The organism is Streptomyces sp. NPDC012508, assembly GCF_042902595.1.
In the GTDB taxonomy this organism is placed as follows: domain Bacteria; phylum Actinomycetota; class Actinomycetes; order Streptomycetales; family Streptomycetaceae; genus Streptomyces.
Window position 1 is genome coordinate 145,046 of sequence record NZ_JBIBEO010000008.1, and the last position, 16,810, is coordinate 161,855.

At 68.8% G+C, this 16,810-nt stretch carries 10 protein-coding genes; 4 read left to right on the top strand and 6 right to left on the bottom strand.

Annotated elements, in window-relative coordinates; translation table 11 throughout:
• Positions 1-111: 111 nt before the first annotated feature.
• The 4 genes from ACFY8U_RS26680 to ngcE all read right to left on the bottom strand — a co-directional run bounded on the left by ACFY8U_RS26680 (position 112) and on the right by ngcE (position 5,302).
• Positions 112-1,323 (bottom strand): ROK family protein, encoded by a 1,212-nt coding sequence (locus ACFY8U_RS26680; protein ID WP_389574443.1) that lies wholly within the window; start codon positions 1,321-1,323, stop codon positions 112-114.
• A 455-nt stretch (positions 1,324-1,778) separates the two neighbouring features.
• Positions 1,779-2,717: an ABC transporter permease subunit gene (locus ACFY8U_RS26685; protein ID WP_389574445.1), complete on the bottom strand. Its 939-nt coding sequence runs from the start codon at positions 2,715-2,717 to the stop codon at positions 1,779-1,781.
• A gap of 91 nt (positions 2,718-2,808) precedes the next feature.
• Entirely contained in the window at positions 2,809-3,738 is a 930-nt protein-coding gene (locus tag ACFY8U_RS26690) for a carbohydrate ABC transporter permease (protein ID WP_389574448.1), read from the bottom strand.
• A gap of 115 nt (positions 3,739-3,853) precedes the next feature.
• Positions 3,854-5,302 (bottom strand): N-acetylglucosamine/diacetylchitobiose ABC transporter substrate-binding protein, encoded by a 1,449-nt coding sequence (gene ngcE / locus ACFY8U_RS26695; RefSeq protein ID WP_361440950.1) that lies wholly within the window; start codon positions 5,300-5,302, stop codon positions 3,854-3,856.
• A gap of 388 nt (positions 5,303-5,690) precedes the next feature.
• Between ngcE and ACFY8U_RS26700 the strand changes: the two genes are divergently transcribed.
• The 3 genes from ACFY8U_RS26700 (at position 5,691) to ACFY8U_RS26710 (ending at position 11,630) form a co-directional block, all read left to right on the top strand.
• A complete protein-coding gene (locus tag ACFY8U_RS26700) occupies positions 5,691-9,509 on the top strand; it encodes a GH92 family glycosyl hydrolase (protein WP_389574452.1) in 3,819 nt (1,272 codons plus the stop codon).
• A 151-nt stretch (positions 9,510-9,660) separates the two neighbouring features.
• A complete protein-coding gene (locus ACFY8U_RS26705) occupies positions 9,661-10,569 on the top strand; it encodes an FG-GAP repeat domain-containing protein (protein ID WP_389574455.1) in 909 nt (302 codons plus the stop codon).
• 131 nt (positions 10,570-10,700) lie between these two features.
• Positions 10,701-11,630 carry an FG-GAP repeat domain-containing protein gene (locus ACFY8U_RS26710; protein ID WP_389574458.1) on the top strand — a complete coding sequence of 310 codons (930 nt, stop codon included), beginning with the start codon at positions 10,701-10,703 and terminating at the stop codon, positions 11,628-11,630.
• An 87-nt stretch (positions 11,631-11,717) separates the two neighbouring features.
• On the opposite strand, the gene acnA is transcribed toward ACFY8U_RS26710, so the two are convergent.
• Together acnA and ACFY8U_RS26720 are read right to left on the bottom strand one after the other, a co-directional pair.
• Positions 11,718-14,435 (bottom strand): aconitate hydratase AcnA, encoded by a 2,718-nt coding sequence (gene acnA / locus ACFY8U_RS26715; protein ID WP_389574461.1) that lies wholly within the window; start codon positions 14,433-14,435, stop codon positions 11,718-11,720.
• Between the two features lie 201 nt (positions 14,436-14,636).
• Entirely contained in the window at positions 14,637-15,629 is a 993-nt protein-coding gene (locus tag ACFY8U_RS26720) for a helix-turn-helix domain-containing protein (protein WP_389574464.1), read from the bottom strand.
• Positions 15,630-15,738: 109 nt separating this feature from the next.
• On the opposite strand from ACFY8U_RS26720, the gene ACFY8U_RS26725 reads away from it, so the two are divergent.
• Positions 15,739-16,770: a saccharopine dehydrogenase family protein gene (locus ACFY8U_RS26725; RefSeq protein ID WP_389574467.1), complete on the top strand. Its 1,032-nt coding sequence runs from the start codon at positions 15,739-15,741 to the stop codon at positions 16,768-16,770.
• Positions 16,771-16,810: the final 40 nt, after the last annotated feature.

Genomic DNA, 16,810 nt, shown 5'->3' on the forward strand with positions numbered 1-16,810 from the left:
TCCCTGACGAGGCCGCGACATTGCGGCCGAGGTGGCTGGAAGTCAACTCGGCCGCAGGGTCGCCGTCAAGGAGTAAATCCTTAACGAGATGACAACGGTGCCATCCGTTATCTAAGTGAAGGCAGGCGCCGAGGCCCGCACAGCACTGGGCAGGGTGCTCTCAAGAAGGGTCGAATCGCCCATCTCGCTCAGCGCGAGAGCCAGCGCGCCGAGCACCTCGGCGCGCCCGCCGAGCGCCCCCGGGGCAAGGGAGAGCTGGCGGGCGGCGCTCGGAATCGCGTACCGCGAGACGGAGTCGCGGATGGGCGCGAGCACCAGCTCGCCGGCCTCGGCCAGATCGCCGCCGAGGACCACCCGGCTGGGGTTGAGCAGGTTGCAGAGGTTGGCGACACCGCTGCCGATGTGCCGGCCGACATCGGCGATCACCCGGCGGCAGCCGGGGTCGCCCTCACGGGCCAGCTGGACGACCCGCTCCATGGTCAGATCGGGGCCGTGACCGGGCTGGAGCAGCGGCAGGACGTACCTGGCGGCCGTGAAGGTCTCCAGGCAGCCGCGGTTGCCGCAGCGGCAGACGGGGCCGGACTCGTCCAGCGTGATGTGGCCGATCTCGCCGGCGGTGCCGCCCGGCCCGCGGTAGACCCGTCCGTCTATGACGAGACCAGCGCCGACGCCACTGGCGACCTTGATGTAGGCGAGGTCCTTCACCCCGCGGCCGCTGCCCCAGACGAGTTCGCCGAGCGCGCCGAGGTTGGCGTCGTTGTCGACGTACACGGGGACGCCGAGCCGGCCCGAGAGCTCGTCGGCCGGGTTGATGCCGCTCCAGCCCGGGAGGATCGAGGTGGAGCCGAGCGTGCCCGAGGAGACGTCGATCGGTCCGGGGACGCCGAGGCCCACGCCGACGACCTTGTCGCGGCCGATGCCGGTGGCCCCGATCAGCCGCATGACCAGGCGCTCCGCCCGGTCGAAACCCTCTGCGGCGGAGGCGTCGACGTCCAGCGGCTCGGACTCCTCGGCGAGCACCTGGTGGGCGAGGTTGCCCACGGCGACCCGCAGATGGGTGTGGCCGAAGTCGACGCCGATGACGATGCCGGCGTCGCCGGAGAGCGAGACGCTGCGGGCCCTGCGGCCGCCCGCGGAGGTGGGGGTGACCTCGACGGTTCCGCCGTCCTTCAGCTCCCGCACGATGTTGGAGACCGTGGCGGCGGACAGCCCGGTGGACCGGGCGATCTCCGCCTGCGTGAGCGAGCCCGCCATGCGTACCGCACGGACGACCCGTTCGAGATTGGCCTTGTGCAGAGATGTCTGCGACCCCGGAGTCTCCATCGACTCATCCACTCCCGCCTGCGCCGGACGGTGAGATCACCGCCCCCGGGCCGGGGTCGCGCCTGTGAGACCCCAGCTTGTTCTCCAACTTGTGAACTCTAAGCTGAGCCTTTGGGGCTGTCCCCCGTCAAGAGCTTGAGCCAGAGGAGGCTCGGATGAGCTCGGCGGCGGCACCCGCTCCGGCCGACCGGGCACGGGCGTGGACCGCCCCTTCGGGTGACACTTCAGAGTACCTGGCTTCAAGGGTGAACACGCAGGTCAGCGTGGGTACGGACGCCCTGTGCGGAACCTGCGGCCCGCCTCGATGGACGTCACACCGCGTGACATTCCGGCTCGCTGCGCCGCGCCCGGGGAGGTACGGCGGTCGGCTGTGACGGCCAGGTCCTGAACATCGCCGTCACAAGCGGAGGGCGGCCCCTCTTGCGCAGGGGCCGCCCTCCAGGGGTCCGGGACCGTTACTTCACCGCGCCGGCCGTCAGTCCGGCAACCACCTGGCGCTGGAAGATGATGTACGCAGCGAGGACGGGGAGCATGGCCATGACCAGGCCGGCGAAGAGGCCCGACCAGTCACCCTTGTATCCCTGGCTGACGGCGAGCTGGACCAGGCCCTGGGAGAGCACCTTCTGGTCCTGCTCGGTGTTGAGCACGGTGGGGAGCAGGTACTGGTTCCACTGGCCCAGGAAGTTGAAGATGCCCACGCTGATCAGGCCGGGCTTGGCCATCGGCAGCATCACCTGGAAGAAGGTCCGGGTGTGCGAGGCGCCGTCCATGAAGGCCGCTTCCGCCACCGAGCTCGGCAGGGTGCGGAAGAAGGCCGTGAGGAAGAAGACGGTGAACGGCAGCGAGTACGCGATGTAGACCAGGATGAGGCCGTGCAGCGTGTTGAGCAGGGCCATGTTCTGCAGCACGTAGAACAGCGGCACGAGCGCCAGGATGATCGGGAAGCTCATCCCTCCGATGAAGAGGAAGTAGATGAAGCGGTTGCCCGGGAACTCGAAGCGGGCCAGCACGTAGGCCGCCATCGAACCGAAGAGCAGTGTGCCGATCAGCGAACCGCCCACCACCAGGATGGTGTTCAGGAAGTAGTCGCTCATGTGCGCCTCGGTCCAGGCGCGCGACCAGTTCTCGAAGTGCAGCTTGTCGGGCAGCGCCCAGGGCGAGGTGAAGATCGCCCGGTCGGTCTTGAACGAGGTCATGACCGCCCACAGCAGCGGCATGACCACCATGATCGCCCAGATGATCAGGATGCCGTGGGAGAAGACGTTGAGGGTCGCGCCCTCCGCCTTGCTCGCCTTGCGGGGAGCGGAGGGAGCGCTCTTCGTCACCTTCGTGACGCCAGGCTCGGGCGGCTCGGGCAGCGCCGCGCCGGCCGGAGGGGTGTCGATGGCTTTCACCGGAGGTCACCTCGTGCTGTCGTGCCGGCCACCGCGACCGAGCTGCTTTCCTGCTGGGGGTCCGGGAGTCGTCCCCCGGGAAGACACAGCATCAGTACTCCAGCCGCTCGCGCCGGCCGAGCCGCATCACGACCGCCGCGAAGAGCAGCGTGACGACGAGCAGCGCGACACCGATGGTGGTCGCGTAGGCGGCCTGACCGTCGCGGAAGGCCTTCTGGTACACGTACAGCGGCAGCACGATGGTGGAGTAGTCCGGCCCGCCGCCGTTGGGGCCGACCGTCATGATCTGGACGACGGCGAAGGACTCCGCGCCGAGCGCCAGGATGCCCATGTAGATCCAGCCGGACTGCACGGTGTCCCAGAGCAGCGGCAGGGTGATCTTGAAGAAGGTGGTGAAACGGTTCGCGCCGTCGAGCAGCGCCGCCTCGTAGAAGTCCTTGGGGATCGAGGCCATGCCCGCCGAGAAGAGGACCACGAAGAAGCCGACCGTGGACCAGACGAGGACGACCATCACACAGATGAGGGCCAGGTTCGGGTCACCCAGCCAGTCGGGCTGGATGCTGCCGAGTCCGACTCCCTTGAGGACCGAGTTGATGGCTCCGCTGTTGGGGTTGTACGCGAACTGGAAGAGGAGCGCCACGATCGCGATGGACAGCACCTGCGGGAAGAAGTACACGATCTTGTAGAAGGACGAGCCGCGCACACCGGCGACGGCCGCTCCCCGGCGGCGCCGACCGCCGACATTGAGCATGAACGCGAAGAACAGCGCCAGGCCGACGGTGACCAGCGGCAGCACGACCGCGAAGGTCAGGCTGTGCTGGAGCGATTTCCAGAACACCTCGTCGTCGAGCATGCGGCTGTAGTTGTCGAACCCGACCATCCGGAATTCGGGGCTGAGACCGCTCCAGTCCGTGAACGAGTAGTAGATGGACTGGATGAAGGGCCAGACGACGAACAACGCGTACATGGCCAGGGGAACCGCCAGGAACCCCACGATGAAACGGTACTTGCCGTGTTGCATTCCTACCGACCCCGATCTTCCCGCGGAGTAGCCGCTGGTGCCGTGCGTGGCGTGCGTGCCGTACGCAAGGAGCCGGGGCCCGCTCCCGGTCGGCGGGAAGGGGCCCCGGCACAGCTCACTGGTGCTTGTAGTGCTTGATGGAGGAGTCCTTGGCCGCCTCGTCGGCGAACTTCTGGATCTTCTTGATCGTCTCGGCCGGCGTCGCCCGGCCTGCCATCATCTCGCCGATGCCGGCGACACCGATCTTCTCCTTCTGCAGCGCCACGTACCAGTCCTGCAGACGCGGGTTGACGACATTCTGTCCGGCCTTGTCGAGGGCCGCGACGCCGGACTTCAGACCCGGGGTCAGCTCGATGCCGTCGGTGCCGCCGTTGAACGCGGTCAGCGACTTCACGGACTTGGTGAAGTTCTTCGAGGAGGCCTCGCTGAGCATGATGCGCAGCTGCTCCATGCCGCCCTCGATGTTCTTCGCCTTGGCCGGGACGATGAAGGGCTCACCGCCGGAGGCCCAGATCGTGCCGAACGGCATCTTGTCGGAGGAGTCGATGCCGGTCGGGGCGGAGACGGCGAGGTTGAAGTCCGCCGGCATGGTCTTCGCCGCCTCGTTCTCCACCCACGAGCCGTTCGGGATGAAGAGCGCCTTGCCCTCGGTCCAGGCCGTCTGCGACTGGATGTGGTCGAGGCCCGGGGTGCCCTGGAGGATGTAGCCCTTCCGCTGGAGCTCGTAGTACGCCTCGAAACAGGCCTTGACGGCGGGGTGCTCCCAGGCCTTCGGCTCCAGGTTGTCGATCGCGTCGAGGACCTCGCGGCCACCGACCTTGCCGATCATCGGGTAGAGCGAGAACGGGACGTAGTAGGGGTGCTTGCCCGCGTACGTCCAGCCCGCGATGCCCTTCTTCTTGGCCTTCTCGCAGACGGCCAGCATCTCGTCCCAGGTCTCGGGGTACTTCGCGTCGAGCGAGTCCAGCAGCTTCTGGGAGTACCAGACGCCGTAGATCGTGTACGCGTAGTAGAGGATCCAGACCGGCGCGCCGTCGAACTGGCCCATCTCCACGATGCCCGGGCGCAGGGTGTCGCGGACCTTCTTGCTCGGGTCGTCGATCGAGGCGGCGTCGAGCAGCGCCGTGAGGTCGGCCAGCTGCTTCTGGCCGACGAGGACACCCATGTCCATCTGCTCGGCGCCGGAGTTGTCGATGAGGTCCGGCGGGTTGCCGCCGTTGAACCGCGGCTGCAGCTCGGTGGTGATCTTCTGGGTGGCGGTGAACTTGACCTTGGCCTGCGGGTAGGTGGTCTCGTAGACCTTCACCGCGTCCTTGGCGTACTGCTGGCCGAAGCCTCCGTCGAAGAGGACGAAGTCGAGCGGGGCCGACCCGTTGACGCCGAGCGGGTTCTTCTCGGTCTTCGTGCCCTTCTCGACCTTGTCGCCGCCGTCGGTGGTGCCGCCGCTGGCGCAGGCAGAAAGGAAGCTCATCGTCGGCACCGAGATCAGACCGAGAGCGGCGGACCGCTTGATCAGATCGCGGCGGCCGAGGCCCTCGTCGTTGTGCGCGGAGGTGGATCCCATGCTCAAGTCCTCGCCTTCATTCAGGACTCAGGCGGTGTACCGGTCGCCCGTTTCTGATCGCCACAGGCGAAGGGGCCCCGCCACCGCATTCGAATGCAGCTTGGGTCGTACACGTACAGGCGTCGTGCCGTCGAGTGACTGGTACGACGGTCCGGACGCCGACAGGTATAGTCCACTTCCCTTCTCCTGAGCAAGATCGAAAGCAGGTTTGCGCGGCAGTCTTTCCCGAGTTGAGACCTCGCGGATTATGCAGACGTATCTATGCCGTTTCATCCCCCGACTTGCCGTCAACACCCTTGACACCACCTCTCACTTGGCCTCCTACTGGAGCCTGCGTCTTTGGTTTGACAACGTTGTCCAAATCCAGTGGCAGGAGCGGCGACACGGCATGGAGCCCAGAATTCGCACCCGATCGCGGTCCCGGAACCCCCGCTTCAGAGCCGCCGCGCTGATTGCGTCGACGGCCTTGGTACTGAGCTCGGCGCCCTCGGTGGCACAGGCAGTTCCCGGCCAAACCGACATATCCTCCGGTGAGTTCACCACCTCCTTCGAATCGGACGAAACTCAGCCCACTTGGCGTAATACGGTGGACGTCGGATCGAACGGCGCGCCGCGCGCGTCGGGGGTCGACGGCGGCTTCGCCAGTGGAATACCGGGCAATGTCACCGACAAGGTGGTGGCGCTGCGCGCGAGCGGCGAGAACGCGGGCTCGGGGGAGACCAAGGAAAACCTGGTCGACCTTCAGCCCTCCACGAAATGGCTGGTCTTCGAGCCCACCGCCTGGATCGAGTTCGACCTGGACGAGCCGGTCAAGGTGGTCACCTACGCGCTGACGTCGGCGAACGACGCGGCCGAGCGCGACCCTCGCGACTGGACCCTGAAGGGCTCGGCGGACGGCAAGGAGTGGAAGGCCCTCGACAGCAGGGAGGGCCAGAGCTTCGCCAAGCGCTTCGAGACGAAGACGTACGACACCGCCAACGACACGGCGTACGCCCACTACCGGCTCGAGTTCACGAAGAACGCCGGAGCGGGCCTCACCCAGCTGGCCGACGTTCAGTTCTCGAACGGGGACACCTCCACCCCCGTGCCCGAGGAGATGCGCAGCCATGTCGACCGCGGCCCCGGCGGCTCGCCGACCGCCAAGGCGAACGCCGGCTTCACCGGAACGCGGGCCCTGCGCTACGCCGGCACGCACAAGCCGGACGGGCGGGCGTACTCGTACAACAAGATCTTCGACGTGGACACCCCGATAGCCCGGGACACCGAGCTGTCGTACCGGATCTTCCCGTCCCTTCCCGAGACGGACCTCAACTACCCCGCCACGAACGTGTCGGTGGACCTGGCCTTCACCGACGGCACCTCTCTGAGTGACCTCAGGGCCGCCGACTCCCACGGCGGGCTCCTCTCACCCCAGGGCCAGGGCGCGGCCAAGCGGCTCTACGTCAACCAGTGGAACCAGGTGACCTCGCGGATCGGAGCGGTCGCGGCCGGCCGGACCGTCGACCGGATCCTGGTGGCGTACGACTCCCCCAAGGGCCCGGCGAAGTTCCAGGGCTGGATCGACGACATCGCGCTCAAGGCCAAGGCGCCGGAGAAGCGGCTTGACCGGCTCTCCGACTACGCCTCCACCACCCGGGGAACGAACTCCAGCGGCTCGTTCTCGCGTGGCAACACCTTCCCGGCGACCGCCGTCCCGCACGGCTTCAACTTCTGGACGCCGGTGACCAACGCGGCCTCCAAGAGCTGGCTGTACGAGTACGCGCGCGGCAACAACGCCGACAACCTGCCCACGGTGCAGGCGTTCGCCGCGAGCCATGAGCCGAGTCCCTGGATGGGTGACCGGCAGACCTTCCAGGTGATGCCGTCGGCGGCGGCCGGCACCCCGGAGACCGACCGGACCAGGCGGGCGCTCGCCTTCCGCCACGAGAAGGAGACGGCCCGGCCGCACTACTACGGCGTCACCTTCGAGAACGGTCTGAAGGCCGAGATCACCCCCACCGACCACGCGGCGCTGATGCGCTTCACCTACCCGGGCGACGACGCGAGCGTCGTCCTCGACAACGTCACGGCGGAGGGCGGTCTGACCCTCGACCCGGCGAGCAGCTCCTTCACCGGCTTCTCGGACGTCAAGAGCGGTCTGTCGACGGGCGCCACCCGGATGTTCGTGTACGGCGTCTTCGACGCGCCGGTCACCTCCTCGGCGGCCGAGGGCGTCAGGGGCCTGCTCCGCTTCGACGCGGGCGCCGACCGCACGGTGAGCCTGCGGATCGCGACCTCGCTCATCTCCGTCGACCAGGCGAAGGCGAACCTCGCGGACGAGCTCCCGGCCGGCAGCGGCTTCGAGAGCGTGAAGGAGCGGGCGCAGGACGCCTGGGACGAGATCCTGGGCCGGGTCGAGGTCGAGGGCGCCACCCACGACCAGCTGGTGACCCTCTACTCCAGCCTCTACCGGCTCTACCTCTACCCGAACTCCGGATTCGAGAAGGTCGGTTCGAAGCACCGGTACGCCAGCCCCTTCTCCCCCATGACCGGTCCCGACACCCCGACGCATACCGGGGCAAAGGTCGTGGACGGGAAGGTGTACGTCAACAACGGCTTCTGGGACACCTATCGCACGACCTGGCCGGCCTACTCCTTCCTCACGCCCCGCAAGGCGGGCGAACTGGTCGACGGCTTCGTGCAGCAGTACAAGGACGGCGGCTGGATATCCCGCTGGTCCTCCCCCGGCTACGCCGACCTGATGACCGGCACCTCCTCGGACGTGGCGTTCGCCGACGCGTTCGTCAAGGGCGTGGACTTCGACGCGGAGGCCGCGTACGAGGCGGCGCTGAAGAACGCCACCGTCGTGGCGCCGAGCCGGGGCGTGGGCCGCAAGGGGATGGAGACCTCCCCCTTCCTCGGCTATGCGTCGACCGAGACCCACGAGGGCCTCTCCTGGTCCCTGGAGGGCTACCTCAACGACTACGGCATCGCGAAGATGGCGCAGGCGCTGCACAAGAAGACGGGCAAGAAGCGGTACCAGGAGGAGGCGGCGTACTTCCTCTCCCGCGCGCAGAGTTATGTCTCCCTCTTCGACGCGAAGGCCGGCTTCTTCCAGGGCCGTGATCTGAAGGGCGACTGGCGGGTGCCCTCGGAGCAGTACGACCCGAGGATCTGGGGGTACGACTACACCGAGACCAACGGCTGGGGCTACGCCTTCACGGCGCCGCAGGACTCGCGGGGGCTGGCCCAGCTGTACGGCGGCCGGTCGAAGCTGGGCGAGAAGCTGGACAGCTACTTCTCCACGCCCGAGACCGCGAGCCCGGAGTTCGTCGGCTCGTACGGCAGCGTCATCCATGAGATGACCGAGGCCCGGGATGTCCGGATGGGCATGTACGGGCACTCCAACCAGGTCGCCCACCACGTCCCGTACATGTACAACGCGGCCGGGCAGCCCTGGAAGACGCAGGAGAAGGTCCGCGAGGTGCTCTCGCGGCTCTACACCGGCAGCGAGATCGGGCAGGGCTACCACGGCGACGAGGACAACGGCGAGCAGTCCGCCTGGTACCTCTTCTCCGCGCTGGGCTTCTACCCGCTGGTGATGGGCAGCGGGGAGTACGCGATCGGCTCGCCGCTCTTCACCAAGGCGACGGTCCGGATGGACAACGGCCGCAAGCTGGTCGTCGAGGCCCCGCGCAACAGCGCGAGGAACCTCTACGTCCAGGGGGTGAAGGTCGACGGCAAGCGCTGGAACTCCACCGCGCTGCCGCACGACCTGCTGGCCCGCGGCGGCACGCTCTCGTTCGAGATGGGGTCGAAGCCCTCCGCCTGGGGCACGGGCGCGCAGGCGGGTCCGGTCTCGATCACCCCGCTCGGCAAGGCCCCGTCGCCGCGCACGGACGCCACGACCGGCACCGGTCCGCTCGTCGACAACACCTCGGCCACGTCGGCGGCCGTGACCTCCGTCGCACTGCCGGTCGCGGAGAGGACGCGTGCCGTGCAGTACACGCTGACGTCGGCGGCGGCGGAATCGGCGCCGACCGGGTGGGTGTTGCAGGGTTCGAGGGACGGACAGAAGTGGACGGACCTGGACAAGAGGACCGGCGAGACCTTCACTTGGGACCGCCAGACCCGGGCCTTCACGATCCGGGCGCCGGGCTCGTACACGACCTACCGTCTGGTGCTCGGCACAGAGGCCCAGTTGGCAGAAGTGGAGCTGCTCCGCTAACTCCCGGCAAACAGGAGCTCCTTACCGAAACAGTTCTGTCACAAACGAATTGACCCGTGAAGATCCTGTGCGAGGATTCCTGGGAGTGAGTGGTCCGCCGCGCCCCTCGGGGTGCGGCGGACCCATTTCCACCAAAAACGGGAGTGAATACGTGGCCAATTCTTCTGGCCTGAACACCACGGGCATCCTGTCCCGTGTCACGGTCGCGGCGATCACCGCGGCCCTGGTCGCCACGACCACGAGCGCCGTCGCGGCCGACCAGCCGACGACCGCCGAGCGCGCGCAGGCGGCGCCGTCCGCCTCCGCGTTCAACACGTCGGCCGCGGCCGACGCCCCGATCAACGCCCTGTACGGCGTCAACAGCAACGGCGACATGTACGGCTACCCGCCGAACGGCGACGGCGGCCTGGACAGCCGGATCTACACCGGTTACGGCTGGAACTACGCCAAGCACATGACGCAGGCCGACCAGGACGCGGACGGCAGCGCGGACGGCCTCTGGGCCGTCGGCAACGGCACGCTGTCCTACACGCCGTTCGGCGAGGACTCCTTCAACGTCGGCAGCGGCTGGGGCATCTACAACAAGGTCACCTCCGCGGGCAACCTCGCGGGCGCCGGCGCCGACGACCTGCTCGCGCGGGACACCTCGGGCAAGCTGTACCTGTACCTGGGCTACGGCAACGGCAAGCTGACCGCGCGCAAGCTGGTCGGCAGCGGCTGGGGCCAGTACAACCAGATCACCGGCAAGGGCGACCTGACCGGTGACGGCAAGGCCGACATCGTCGCGCGTGACGGCGCGGGCAACCTGTACCTGTACAAGGGCACGGGCAGCTCCACGGCCCCGTTCGCCGGGCGCGTCAAGATCGGCGGCGGCTGGAACCTGTTCAACAACCTCGTCTCGGTCGGCGACATCGACTTCGACGGCATCACGGACCTCATCGCCCGTGACAACGCCGGTGCGCTGTACCTGTACAAGGGCACCGGCAACGCCGCGGGCGCGTTCAAGCCCAGGGTGAAGATCGGCACCAGCGGCTGGAACACCTACCGCCTGCTGTTCTGATCGACCTGACGTTCTGACCGGCGTCCTCGACGTCCGACGAACAGACGAACGGGCCCCGCTCCTCTTCCGGGGAGCGGGGCCCGTTCGCCCTTTGCGGCGGACCCTTTCCACCACAGACACTGGAGACTGACGTGGCCACCTCCTCTGGCCTGAACACCACGGGCATCCTGTCCCGTGTCACGGTCGCGGCGATCACCGCGGCCCTCGTCGCCACCACCACGAGCGCGATGGCGGCCGACGCCCCGAACGGCGCCGGCAAGGCGGCCGCCGCGGCCACCAAGCCGGTGCAGGCGCCGAAGGCGGGCATCGCCTCCACGACTGCCGAGGCCGACTACCGCTGGCTGGGTGCCGTCACCGGCAACACCCTGTACTGGTACTCGCCGAACGGCACGGGCGGCTACGACGCCCGCCTGTGGCAGACCGACACGTGGGGCGACGTCAAGCACGCCCAGCAGGCCGACAACGACGGTGACGGCGTCGCCGACGACATCTGGGTGTGGGCCACCGACGGCACCCTCGGCTACGCCGACGGTGACACAACGGACGACGGCATCACCGTCGGCACGGGCTGGAACATCTACAACAAGGTTCTGGTCCCGGGCAACCTCGGTGGCGCGGCCGCTCCGGACCTGCTCGCCCGCGACACGTCCGGCAACCTGTACATCTACCTCGGGTACGGCACCGGCAAGCTGACCGGCCGCACCCTGGTCGGCGGCGGCTGGGGCCAGTACACCCAGATCACCGGCGCCGGCGACCTCAGCGGTGACGGCAAGGCCGACATCGTCGCGCGCGACGGCGCGGGCACCCTGTGGCTGTACAAGGGCACGGGCGACCAGAAGGCCCCGTTCTCCGCCCGTACCAAGGTCGGTACCGGCTGGAACATGTTCAACAACCTCACGGCCGTGAGCGACCTGGACTTCGACGGGCTCGCCGACATCGTCGCCCGCGACACGACCGGCAAGCTGTACCGCTACTCGGGCACCGGCAACGCCACGGCCCCGTTCAAGGCCCGTGTCCTCATCGGCAACTCGGGCTGGAACACGTACCGCTTCATGTTCTGATCGACGCCCCCGGCGCCCGACGAACAGACGGACGGGCCCCGCTCCTCTTCCGAGGAGCGGGGCCCGCTTCGTTCTTCACCCGATGCGTCAGCCGCGGATCAGGTTGCGCAGGACGTACTGCATGATGCCGCCGTTGCGGTAGTAGTCCGCCTCACCGGGGGTGTCGATGCGGACGACCGCGTCGAACTCGACACCGGTGTCGGTGGTGACCTTGACCGTGCGCGGCGTGGTGCCGTTGTTGAGCTCCTCGACGCCGGTGAAGGAGAAGGTCTCCTCGCCGGTCAGGCCCAGGGTCTCCGCCGAGGCGCCCTCCGGGAACTGGAGCGGCAGGACGCCCATGCCGATGAGGTTCGAGCGGTGGATGCGCTCGTACGACTCGGCGATGACGGCCTTGACGCCGAGCAGCGCGGTGCCCTTGGCGGCCCAGTCGCGGGACGAGCCGGAGCCGTACTCCTTGCCCGCCAGGATCGCGAGCGGGGTGCCCTGCTCGATGTAGTTGCGGGAGGCGTCGTAGATGAAGGAGACGGGGGCGCCTTCCTTCGTGAAGTCGCGGGTGTAGCCGCCCTCGGTGCCCGGCGCGATCTGGTTGCGCAGGCGGATGTTGGCGAACGTGCCGCGGATCATGACCTCGTGGTTGCCACGGCGCGAGCCGTAGGAGTTGAAGTCACGACGCTCCACACCGTGCTCGGTGAGGTACTTGCCGGCCGGGGTGTCGGCCTTGATGGCACCGGCCGGGGAGATGTGGTCGGTGGTGACCGAGTCGCCCAGCTTGGCCAGGACGCGCGCGCCGACGATGTCGGTGACCGGGGTGGTCTCCATCGTCATGCCCTCGAAGTACGGGGGCTTGCGGACGTAGGTGGACTCGGTGTCCCACTCGAAGGTGTTGCCGGTCGGGATCGGCAGCGCCTGCCACTGGGCGTCGCCCGCGAAGACGTCCTGGTAGGACTTGTTGAACATGTCCTCGCCGATGGCGTTGGCGACGACGTCGTTGACCTCGGCCTCCGACGGCCAGATGTCCGCCAGGTAGACCGGCTTGCCCTCGGTGTCGGTGCCGAGCGCGTCCTTGGTGATGTCCACCTTCATGGAGCCCGCGAGGGCGTACGCGACGACCAGCGGCGGGGAGGCCAGGTAGTTCATCTTGACGTCGGGGTTGATACGGCCCTCGAAGTTCCGGTTGCCGGAGAGGACCGAGGTGACCGCGAGGTCGTGCTCGTTGACGGCCTTGGAGACCTCCTCCGGCAGCGGGCCGGAGTTGCCGATGCAGGTGGTGCAGCCGTAGCCGACGAGGTTGAAGCCGACCTTGTCGAGGTACGGGGTCAGGCCCGCCTTGTCGAAGTAGTCGGTGACGACCTTCGAGCCCGGGGCGAGGGTGGTCTTGACCCACGGCTTGCGGGTCAGGCCCTTCTCCACGGCCTTCTTCGCGACGAGCGCGGCGGCGACCATGACGTACGGGTTCGAGGTGTTGGTGCAGGAGGTGATCGCGGCGACGGTGACGGCGCCGTGGTCGATCTCGTACGTGGAGCCGTCGGGGGCCGTGACGGTGACCGGCTTCGACGGGGCACCGTTGGGGTGGTTCGCCGGGGCGTCGGAGGCCGGGAAGGACTCCTTGCCCGCCTCGTCGACCTCGTCCACGTAGTTGCGGACGTCCAGCGCGAACTGCTGGGCGGCGTTGGCCAGGACGATGCGGTCCTGCGGGCGCTTCGGGCCGGCGATGGAGGGAACGACCGTGGAGAGGTCGAGCTCCAGCTTCTCGGAGAAGTCGGGCTCGGCGGACGGGTCCAGCCAGAGGCCCTGCTCCTTGGCGTACGCCTCGACGAGCGCGACCTGCTGCTGGGAGCGGCCGGTGAGCTTGAGGTAGTTCAGGGTCTCGCCGTCGATCGGGAAGATCGCGGCGGTGGAGCCGAACTCGGGCGACATGTTGCCGATGGTGGCGCGGTTGGCGAGGGAGGTGGCGGCGACGCCCTCACCGTAGAACTCGACGAACTTGCCGACGACGCCGTGCTTGCGCAGCATCTCGGTGATCGTGAGGACGAGGTCGGTGGCGGTGGTGCCGGCCGGCAGCTCGCCGGTCAGCTTGAAGCCGACGACGCGCGGGATCAGCATGGAGACCGGCTGGCCGAGCATGGCGGCCTCGGCCTCGATGCCGCCGACGCCCCAGCCCAGCACACCGAGGCCGTTGACCATGGTGGTGTGCGAGTCGGTGCCGACGAGGGTGTCGGGGTACGCCTGGCCGTTGCGGACCATGACCGTACGCGCCAGGTGCTCGATGTTCACCTGGTGGACGATGCCGGTGCCCGGGGGGACGACCTTGAAGTCGTCGAAGGCGGTCTGGCCCCAGCGCAGGAACTGGTAGCGCTCCTTGTTGCGGCCGTACTCCAGCTCGACGTTCTGGCCGAAGGCTTCCTTCGTGCCGAACTTGTCGGCGATGACGGAGTGGTCGATGACCAGCTCGGCCGGGGAGAGGGGGTTGACCTTCGCCGGGTCGCCGCCGAGCTCCTTCACGGCCTCACGCATGGTGGCGAGGTCCACCACACACGGGACGCCGGTGAAGTCCTGCATGATCACGCGGGCCGGCGTGAACTGGATCTCCTGGCTCGGCTGGGCCTGCGAGTCCCAGCCGCCGAGGGCCCGGATGTGGTCGGCGGTGATGTTCGCGCCGTCCTCGGTGCGGAGCAGGTTCTCCAGGAGGACCTTCAGGCTGTAAGGGAGGCGCGCGGAGCCCTCGACCTTGTCCAGCTTGAAGATCTCGTACGACTCGTCGCCCACGCGCAGCGTGCTGCGGGCGTCGAAGCTGTTCGCCGACACGACAGTCTCCTTCATCAATGTGCGCGTATTACCGCCATGCTGCCGCCACGACTCCTCGCCGATCCGCTAAGGTAAGGCTTAGTTAGGTAACCCTTACCGGGTGGGCGGCTGCGGTGCGCCGTAAGCAGTTATCTCGATGTCGAGATAACTCTAGTGCATCCCCGCCGCTCGGTCATGCCCGGCATGCGTGTGACCGCCCACTCAATCGCGCGGGTGGCCGGTGAACGACGCCGGACTGCCGGCCTCCGCCCTCGGGCGATCGCCCGTCCCGTCCGCCCGGGCGCTGCGGAACGTGCGGCGGTAGGCGTCCGGGGGGACGCCGAGCGTGCGGTTGAAGTGGCGGCGCAGGGTCGTGGCCGTGCCCATGCCGGTGGCCGCCGCGATCGCGTCGACGCTGTCGCCGGTGGACTCCAGGAGTTCCTGGGCCCGCCGGATCCGCTGGGTCAGCAGCCACTGCAGCGGGGTCGTGCCGGTCACCGACCGGAAGTGGCGGCCGAGGTGGCGCGAGCTCATGTTCGCCCGGCGGGCCAGGTCCTCCACCGTCAGCGCCTGGTCGAGTCGCTCGATCACCCAGGGGAACAGACCGGCCAGTGGGTGGTCGTCCTGGGCCGGGACCGGGGCGGTGACGAACTGGGCCTGGCCGCCCGCCCGGTGCGGGGGCACGACCAGGCGGCGCGCGACCGTGTTGGCGACCGCCGAGCCGTGGTCGAGGCGGACCAGGTGCAGGCAGAGGTCCATCGCGGCGGCCTTGCCCGCGGAGGTGAGCACGCTGCCGTTGTCGACGTAGAGCACGTCCGGGTCGACCTCCACCAGGGGATGGCGGGCGGCCAGGACGTCGGTGTGCGCCCAGTGCGTGGTCGCGCGGCGGCCGTCGAGCAGGCCCGCCGCCGCCAGCACGAACGCGCCCGTGCACAGGGACGCCACCCGGGCGCCCGCCTCGTGCGCCGCGCGTACCGCGTCGACGAGGTCCGCGGGCGGGGGCACGTCCACGTCCGCCCACCCCGGAACGATCACCGTGTCGGCGTGCGGGAGCCGGTCGAGACCCGCGTCCGGCTCCAGCAGGAACCTCCCCACCCGTACCGGGCCCGGCCCACAGACGGCCAGGCGGTACAGCGGGTCGCCGAACACCTCGTGCGCCACGGAGAGTTCGAAGTGCAGCATCCCGTCGGTGACGGCCAGCGCGACAGTTCCCATGTCCGGAATTGTACGAGCCATGTCGTTCCGGACACTCCCTCGGACCGAGCCTCGGTTGCCAGACTCTCCTTGTCCGAACGACGGAACACAGAGGACAACGGGGGAACCCATGGGATCAGGACAGAAGACAGTCGCCGTGTTCGGTGCCTACGGGCACACCGGCCGCTTCGTGGTGGCGGAGTTGCTGGACCGGGGGTTCGTCCCGGTTCTCGCCGGGCGCGACGCCGGCAAGCTGCGCGAGTTCGCGGCGACCCGTCCCGGGCTCGAGGCCCGGCCCGCCACGGTCGACGACCCGGCCTCGCTCGACCGCGCGCTGGCCGGCGCCGCCGCCGTCGTCAACTGCGCCGGGCCCTTCGCCACGACCGCCGCCCCGCTGATCGAGGCGGCGCTGCGCGCCGGTATCCCGTACGTGGACGTGGCGGCCGAGATCGAGGCCAATCTCGACACGTTCGCCCGGTTCGAGGAGCCCGCCCGCGCCGCGGGTATCGCCGTCGTCCCGGCGATGGCCTTCTTCGGCGGCCTCGGCGACCTGCTCGTCACCGCGGCGATGGGCGACTGGACCTCGGCCGACGAGGCGCACGTCGCGTACGGACTGAGCAGCTGGCACCCCACCGCCGGGACCCGCACGGCGGGCGCGGTCTCCCGGCAGCGCAGGGACGGCCGGCACGTCCGCTTCCGCGACGGGCGCCTCGAGTACAGCCACGACGCACCGCCGACCCTGAAGTGGACCTTCCCCGAGCCGCTGGGGGTCAGGGCCGTGATCGGCGACTTCACCATGGCCGACGTCGTCACCGTCCCCAGCCACCTGACGGTGCCCGAGGTCCGTACGTACATGGCCGTCGAGGCGGCCGGGGACCTGGCGGCCTCGGACACCCCGGCGCCTGCCGCGGTCGACGAGCGCGGACGGTCCGCGCAGACCTTCCTCGTCGACGTCGTCGTGCGCTCCGGTGGCGTGGAGCAGCGCGCCGTGGCGAGCGGTCGGGACATCTACGCCGTCAGCGCGCCGCTCGCGGTGGAAGCGGTCGAGCGGCTCCTCACCGGGCGGACCAGGACGGCCGGGGTCGCCTCGGCGGGCGCGATGTTCGACGCGCCGGACTTCCTCCGCGCCCTTTCCGCCCACCTCTCGGTCGAATTGCCGTAGGTCGACGGAGGGACGGCCAGCGGTGCCGGGCCGATGTGAC

What these genes read in the sequence shown, in the direction of transcription:
- ACFY8U_RS26680 (WP_389574443.1), bottom strand. Translation starts at nt 1,323, where the DNA reads ATGGAGACTCCGGGGTCGCAGACATCTCTGCACAAGGCCAATCTCGAA.
- ACFY8U_RS26690 (WP_389574448.1), bottom strand. Translation starts at nt 3,738, where the DNA reads ATGCAACACGGCAAGTACCGTTTCATCGTGGGGTTCCTGGCGGTTCCC.
- ACFY8U_RS26725 (WP_389574467.1), top strand. Translation starts at nt 15,739, where the DNA reads ATGGGATCAGGACAGAAGACAGTCGCCGTGTTCGGTGCCTACGGGCAC.
- ngcE (WP_361440950.1), bottom strand. Translation starts at nt 5,302, where the DNA reads ATGGGATCCACCTCCGCGCACAACGACGAGGGCCTCGGCCGCCGCGAT.
- ACFY8U_RS26720 (WP_389574464.1), bottom strand. Translation starts at nt 15,629, where the DNA reads ATGGGAACTGTCGCGCTGGCCGTCACCGACGGGATGCTGCACTTCGAA.
- ACFY8U_RS26700 (WP_389574452.1), top strand. Translation starts at nt 5,691, where the DNA reads ATGGAGCCCAGAATTCGCACCCGATCGCGGTCCCGGAACCCCCGCTTC.